Consider the following 7463-nt stretch of genomic DNA (forward strand, 5'->3'; position numbering starts at 1 on the left):
GAGGCGGCGATCCAGGCGGCCTCGGACTACAAGGACATTTTCGGTGCGGGGAATTTTTTCCTGGAGTTGATGGACCACGGGTTGCCGATCGAGCGGTCGGTGCGGGAGGGTCTGCTGGAGATCGGGAAGCTGCTCGACCTGCCGCCGCTGGCCACCAATGACTCGCATTATGTGACGAAGGACCAGGCGGACACGCATTCGGCGTTGCTGTGCGTGCAGGCGGGGAAGACGCTGAACGATCCGACGCGGTTCAAGTTCGACGGGGACGGCTACTTCCTGAAGTCCGCGGACGAGATGCGCGAGTACTGGGACAAGGAGGTCCCGGGGGCGGCGGACAACACGCTGCTGATCGCGGAGCGGGTCGAGTCGTACGAGGACGTGTACACGCACAAGGACCGGATGCCGGTCTTCGACGTCCCCGAAGGCCACACCGATGCTTCCTGGCTGCGCCATCAGGTGGCCGAGGGCCTCAAGTGGCGGTTCCCCGAAGGCGTCCCGGACGGCTACGAGGAACGCTGCGACTACGAACTCGGCGTCATCGAGGGCAAGGGCTTCCCGTCCTACTTCCTCATCACCGCCGACCTCATCCAGCACGCGCGGGAGGTCGGCATCCTGGTCGGCCCCGGCCGTGGTTCCGCGGCGGGCGCGCTCGTCGCGTACGCGCTCGGCATCACGAACCTCGACCCGATCCCGCAGAAGCTGCTGTTCGAGCGGTTCCTGAACCCGGAGCGCATGTCGATGCCCGATATCGACATCGACTTCGACGACCGCAGGCGCGGCGAGATGATCCGGTACGCCACCGACAAGTACGGCGCGGACCGGGTCGCGCAGGTGATCACCTTCGGCACGATTAAGACCAAGGCAGCGATCAAGGACTCCGCCCGCGTGCACTTCGGCCAGCCGGGCTACTCGATCGCGGACCGGATCTCGAAGGCGCTGCCGCCGCCGATCATGGCGAAGGACATCCCGCTGTCGGGCATCGTCGACTCGAAGCACGAGCGCTACGCCGAGGCGGCCGAGGTCCGCACGCTGGTCGAGACCGACGAAGAGTGCAAGACGATCTTCGACACCGCCCGCGGCCTCGAAGGCCTGATCCGCAACGCCGGCGTGCACGCCTGCGCGGTGATCATGTCGAGCGAGCCGCTCACTGACGCGATCCCGGTGTGGCAGCGCGACGACGGGTCGATCATCACCGGCTGGGACTATCCGTCGTGCGAGGCCATCGGCCTGCTGAAGATGGACTTCCTGGGCCTGCGCAACCTCACCGTCATCGGCGACGCGCTGGAGAACATCAAGGCCAACCGCGGCGAGGAGATCGACCTCGACCGGCTCGGCTTCGACGACCCCGAGGCCTACAAGCTCCTCGGCCGCGGCGACACGCTCGGCGTGTTCCAGCTCGACGGCGGCGCGATGCGCGACCTGCTGCGCCGCATGCTGCCGACCGGGTTCGAGGACATCATCGCGGTGCTCGCGCTGTACCGCCCCGGCCCGATGGGCATGAACGCGCACAACGACTACGCCGACCGCAAGAACAACCGGCAGCAGATCAAGCCCATCCACCCGCAGCTCGAGGAACCGCTTCGGGAGATCCTGTCCGAGACCTACGGCCTGATCGTCTACCAAGAGCAGATCATGCAGATCGCCCAGAAGGTCGCGGGCTACACGATGGGCCGAGCGGACACGCTCCGCCGCGCGATGGGCAAGAAGAAGAAGGAAGTCCTCGAAAAGGAGTACGAGGGCTTCGAAGAGGGCATGAAGTCCAGCCCGCTGGTCGAGGGCGGCTTCTCGCCGGAAGCGGTCAAGGCGCTGTGGGACACGATTCTCCCGTTCGCCGGGTACGCGTTCAACAAGTCGCACGCCGCCGCGTACGGCCTGATCGCGTACTGGACCGCCTACCTGAAGTCGAACTACACCGCGGAGTACATGGCCGCGCTGCTCACGTCGGTGGGTGACAACAAGGACAAGTCGGCGATCTACCTGTCGGAGTGCCGCCGGCTGGGGATCAAGGTTTTGCCGCCGGACGTGAACGAGTCGGCGTTGCGGTTCGCGGCCGTCGGGAACGACATCCGGTTCGGGTTGGGCGCGGTGCGCAACGTGGGCGCGAACGTGGTGGAGTCGATCATCAAGACGCGCGAGGAGAAGGGGAAGTACTCCTCGTTCACCGAGTTCCTGGACAAGTCGGAGCTGGTGGCCTGCAACAAGCGGGTGATCGAGTCGCTGATCAAGGCGGGCGCGTTCGATTCGATGGGGCACACGCGGCTGTCGATGATCCAGGTGCACGAGGACGCGGTGGAAGCCGTGGTCCCGCTCAAGCGCCAGGAAGCAATGGGCCAGTTCGACCTGTTCGGCTCGTTCGGCGCCGACGACGGCGACGCGGCCGAGGCAGCCCCGTCGTCCTCGCCGCTCGCGCACCTCAAGTTCGGCGAGGAGGAGTACCCGCGCAAGCAGCTCCTCGCCTACGAACGCGAAATGCTGGGCCTGTACGTGTCGGCGCACCCGCTCGACGGGGCGGAGCGCATCCTGCGCAAACACGCGCCGAAGCCGATCGCCGCGTTGCTCGCCGATCCGCCGAAGGAGGGCGAGGTCGTCATCTCCGGCCTGCTCACCTCGCTGGAACGGCGGGTCAACAAGAAGGGCGAGCCCTGGGCGATCTGCACCGTCGAGGACATGGACGCCGCGCTCGAGGTGCTGTTCTTCGCCAAGGCGTACTCGATGTTCGCCGCCGACCTGGTCGAGGACAACGCGGTGCTCGTGAAGGGCCGGGTCAACTGGCGCGAGGACAAGATGTCGGTGTTCGGCGGCGGGCTCGTGCCGCTGGACCTCTCCGAGATCGGCAACGGCGGCGAGGAACCGCCGCTGGTGCTGCTGGCCGCCGCGGAGAAGGTCGACCAGGCGGTGGTCAGCGAGCTGAAGTCGACGCTGCTCGCACACAAGGGTGAAACTCCGGTGCACCTCAAGCTCGTCGGCAAGAACCAGACGGTCTTCGCGCTTTACGATTACCCGGTGAAGGTCAGTTCGATGCTCATCGGCGAGCTGAAGGGCATCCCCGGGATCACCGCGAACACCTGATGACCGGGGCGGAGCCGGACCCCCGCCGCTGGCGGGCGCTCGCGGTCACCCTTGCCGCCGGCTTCATGACGCTGCTGGACGTCAGCATCGTCAACACGGCTCTGCCCTCGATCCAGCGCGACCTGAACACCGGCGCGGGCACCATCCAGTGGGTGGTCTCGGGCTACGCGCTCACCTTCGGCCTGGTGCTGGTCACCGGCGGCAGGCTCGGCGACGCCCTGGGCCGCCGCCGGATGTTCCTGATCGCGCTGGCCGCGTTCGTCGCGACGAGCGCGCTCGCCGGCGCGGCCCCCGACCCGGCGACGCTGGTCGCCGCCCGGCTCGCCCAGGGCTGTGCCGCGGGCATGCTGACGCCGCAGAACAGCGGCCTGATCCAGGACCTCTTCCGCGGCGCCGAGCGCGGCCGGGCGTTCGGCATGTTCGGCGCGGTCGTCGGCGTCTCCACCGCGGTCGGGCCGGTGCTCGGCGGCGTGATCCTCGCGCTGTTCGGCGACCCGGACGGCTGGCGGTGGGTGTTCTACGTGAACGTGCCGATCGGCGCGGTCGCGTTCGGGCTCGCGATGAAGCTGCTGCCGCGCACGGACCGGCGGAAGCTGCGGCTGCGCACGGAAATCGACTTCGCCGGGATCGTGCTGCTGGCCGTCGCGGTGCTCGGCGTGCTGCTGCCGCTCGTGCAATCCGAACAGGGCGGGCTCGGCCGGCTCTGGTGGCTGTTCGGTGTCGCGGTCGTCTTCGGCGCGGCGTTCGTGTGGTGGGAGCGGCTCGTCGTGCGCCGGAACCGCTCGCCGCTGCTGGACATCCGGCTCTTCACCGGCACTCCCGGCTACGCCAGCGGCGCGGCGGTCGGAGCGCTGTACTTCTGCGGGTTCGCCGGGATCTGGCTGGTGTTCGCGCTCTTCTTCCAGCAGGGGCTCGGCTACACGCCGCTGCAGTCGGGCCTGGCGGTCACGCCGTTCGCGCTGAGTTCGGCCGTGACCGCGGCGGTCGCCGGACGGCTCGTGGCCCGGTTCGGCCGGAGGCTGACCGTCGCCGGGCTGGGCATCGTCGCGCTCTCGCTGCTGTCCGTGGGAGTGGTCGTGCAGCTGGTGCCGCCCTCGGCCGCCGGGTTCGCGGTCGCTGGTCCGCTGCTGATCGGCGGCATCGGCGGCGGGATGGTGATCTCGCCGAACACGACGCTCACCCTCGAATGCGTGCCGAACCGGCTCGCCGGCGTCGCCGGGGGAGCGCTGCAGACCGGGCAGCGGATCGGCACCGCGATCGGCACGGCGGTGCTGGCCTCGGTGTTCGAGTCGGTGGTCGCGACGTCGGAGCACCAGACCGCGCTCACCGCGGCGATGTGCTGCGCGGCCGGCCTCACCCTGGTCGCGCTGGCCGTGGCGACCCTGGAACTGCGGGCCCGCCGCCAGCGTGCCACCCTGACGGAGGACGCGCAAGCCGCGCAGTCCGCCGCGGATATTCACCGAACGTGACTTAGCGACGCTTATGTTCCCCGTTCAGTGAGCTACTTACCGCCACCAGGTGATACTCCATCCGGGTGACAGGTGACCTTTGGCTCTAGTGCTACTCAGAGCAACCGAGTAGACCTTATGGAGCCTTCAGAACGCCACTTTGGCTACCTACAGTGGCAATTCGCTCGATCGACCGGGGATGGGTCGATCGGCCGAACGGCCCGGGAGTCCGAAGTTCCGGGGAATGGACACCCGGAGTCGCATCCCGGTACGAAATTCGTCGGCGTCCGCGGGGGACCGTACGGCGAATCGCCGGGGCACTGCCCGGAGTGGCAGGCCGAGTGCGCGCGAAGGCAACGGGGCGGGCCCGGGCGAGGGGGAACCGGGCCCGCCCGTCTTTCTTTCCCGGCATGGCGCGCCCCCTTGGTCTTCCGTCTCGGAACCGACGCCGTGTCTTGACCTTCCCCTTGGGTCCGGCCCCACGCTCGGGGTGTTCCGAACGACGGAGGACCCATGACGGACCTGCTGACCATCGGCGCGTTCGCACGCCTGGCCCGCCTTTCGCCCAAAGCGCTGCGGCTGTACGACGAGACGAACCTGCTGCCGCCTGCCCGCGTCGACCCGGACACCGGCTACCGCTGGTACTCGCCGGACCAGCTCGGCCGCGCCCGGCACGTCGTCCAGCTGCGCGGACTGGAGATGCCGCTGCCGCGGATCCGGGCCGTCCTCGACCTGCCGCCGGACGCCGCGGCAGCCGAGGTCCGCGCGTTCTGGGACGAGCGGGAGCGGACGTGGCACGCGCAGCGGGAACTCGCCGGGTTCTTCCTCGACCAGCTGGAAGGGAAGGAAACCCCGATGTACGACGTGTCCGTTCGCGAAGTGCCCGCCCGCACGCTGCTCACCACCTCCGAGCACCTGACCGCCGACCGGATCGGCGAGTTCGCCGCCCCGCTGTTCGCGTTCTTCGGCGGCCCCTCGATCCCGCGCCCGGAGGGCGGCGCCGGCCGCCCGTTCCTGCGCTATCACGGCGAAATCAGCAATGACAGCGACGGCCTGGTCGAATTCTGCTGTCCGGTCGACCCCGAAGGCGGGGAAATCGCCTTTCCGGAGATGACGCTCAGCGCCGACGACGCGGGTCGCGAGGCGTACGTCACCGTGCCGAAGGCGAACATGCTGACCGCGCTCGGGGCCGAGTCGCTGCACCGGTGGCTGGCCGAGCACGACGAGCGGGCGGACTGGAAGCCGCGCCAGATCTTCCTGTGCGACCCCGGCGCGGCCAGCCCGGAGGACCCGGTCTTCGAACTGGCCGTCCGGCTGCGCTGAGGCGTCCGGTTTCACCCGGTTCCGCCTGGTCGGGGATGTCGCGCTCGCGTACCGCGGTCGATCATGTTGGGATGGCCGCGTTCTGCGAAGAGGGGAGCGCTCATGGCCCACGAGTCCTTGCCGGGCAGCCGGATCCGGGTGTGGTACCGGCCGATGCGGGCACGCGACACCAGCGAGGGACACCGCGCGTCGACGCCGCTGGAGCTGCTGTTCGACCTGTGTTTCGTGGTCGCGGTCGGACAGGCGGCGGCTCAGCTGCACCACGCGCTTTCCGAAGGCCACATCGGGCACGGGGTGCTCAGCTTCGCGATGGTGTTCTTCGCGATCTGGTGGGGCTGGCTGAACTTCAGCTGGTTCGCGTCGGCGTTCGACACCGACGACGTGCCGTACCGGCTGGCCACCCTGGTCCAGATCGCCGGCGGCCTGACCGTCGCGGCCGGAGTGGACAAAGCCTTCGAAGGCAACTTCACGATCGTGGTCATCGGATACGTCCTGATGCGGCTCGCGGCGGTCACGCAATGGATCCGCGCGGCCCGGCAGTCACCTGAACTGCGCGCGACGGCGTATCGCTACGCGGCAGGCATCACGTTCTGCCAGATCCTGTGGATCGCCCGGCTCGCGCTTCCCGGAACCGCGGGGTTCGTCAGCTTCTTCGTCATCCTGGTCCTGGAACTCGCGGTGCCGGCGATGGCGGAGGCGCGGACGACCACGCCGTGGCACTCGCACCACATCGCCGAGCGGTACGGGCTCTTCACACTGATCGTGCTCGGCGAGACCGTCCTCAGCGCCACCAACGCGGTGAAGGAGGGGATCGCGGAGGGCGAGCACACCGGGGACCTGGTGTCGCTCGCCGCCGCGGGCCTGGTCCTGGTGTTCTCGATGTGGTGGCTGTACTTCGACCAGCCCGGGCACGCCCGGCTCGAACGCGGGAACTCGCGGTGGACCGCGTTGAGCTGGGGATACGGGCACTACCTGATCTTCGGTTCGGCCGCGGCGGTCGGCGCCGGGCTGGAACTGGCCGTCGACTTCGACAGCGGGAAGGCGCACGTCGGCGGAATCGCGACCGCGCTGGCCGTGACGATCCCGGTCGCGGTGTTCATGCTCAGCGTGTGGCTGCTGCACATCGGCCCGACCAACGAATGCCGCCCGATCGCGATCGGCTTCCCGGCGGCCGCGGTGCTCGTGCTGGCGGCGTCCTTCGGCCCGGCCCCGATCCACGTGACGGCGGTCCTGGCGGCGGTGCTCGTCGCGGTCACGGTGATCGCGACGCACGGGGAGCGCGAACCGGGCTGACCGCCTGCCCGGCGTCCCCTCGGCGTCTGCCGCCGGATCGACGCAGGTCAGGGGCTTGGCGCGAAAAAAGGGACCCCCCTGTTCGGGGGCTGTTCCGGGCCGTGTAATGTTCTCTTCGTCGCCAGGGAGACCGGGCGGCCACCGGGAACACGAACCAAGCTCCCACAGTAGTGGTAGAGTGGGTGGTCCCAAACCTCCGGAGCTGAACCAGCCCCCGACGAAGCCTCGAGCTTCCCAGGGTGTAGAGTTGGACTCCGGAAAAATAAAAGCTTGAAATAACGCATCGAGCTTGGCCTGGTTGATTCCGGGGCTGGTTCGGGGTGTGTTGCT

At 68.7% G+C, this 7463-nt stretch carries 4 protein-coding genes; all 4 read left to right on the forward strand.

What is annotated here, in order from left to right:
- Window positions 1–3069 (forward strand): DNA polymerase III subunit alpha (gene dnaE, locus ACFSVL_RS28335; protein WP_378308608.1); only part of this gene is annotated, 3069 nt, incomplete at its 5' end.
- Window positions 3069–4538, forward strand: a complete 1470-nt coding sequence (locus tag ACFSVL_RS28340; RefSeq protein WP_378308609.1) for an MFS transporter — start codon at window positions 3069–3071, stop codon at window positions 4536–4538. The genes dnaE and ACFSVL_RS28340, both read left to right, overlap by 1 nt.
- A gap of 492 nt (window positions 4539–5030) precedes the next feature.
- Window positions 5031–5840 carry a MerR family transcriptional regulator gene (locus ACFSVL_RS28345; RefSeq protein ID WP_378308610.1) on the forward strand — a complete coding sequence of 270 codons (810 nt, stop codon included), beginning with the start codon at window positions 5031–5033 and terminating at the stop codon, window positions 5838–5840.
- A gap of 102 nt (window positions 5841–5942) precedes the next feature.
- Complete coding sequence (locus ACFSVL_RS28350) at window positions 5943–7133, forward strand: low temperature requirement protein A (RefSeq protein WP_378308611.1); 1191 nt, start codon at window positions 5943–5945, stop codon at window positions 7131–7133.
- Window positions 7134–7463: the final 330 nt, after the last annotated feature.

This window comes from Amycolatopsis silviterrae (genome assembly GCF_042684085.1).
Taxonomy (GTDB): Bacteria; Actinomycetota; Actinomycetes; order Mycobacteriales; family Pseudonocardiaceae; genus Amycolatopsis; species Amycolatopsis silviterrae.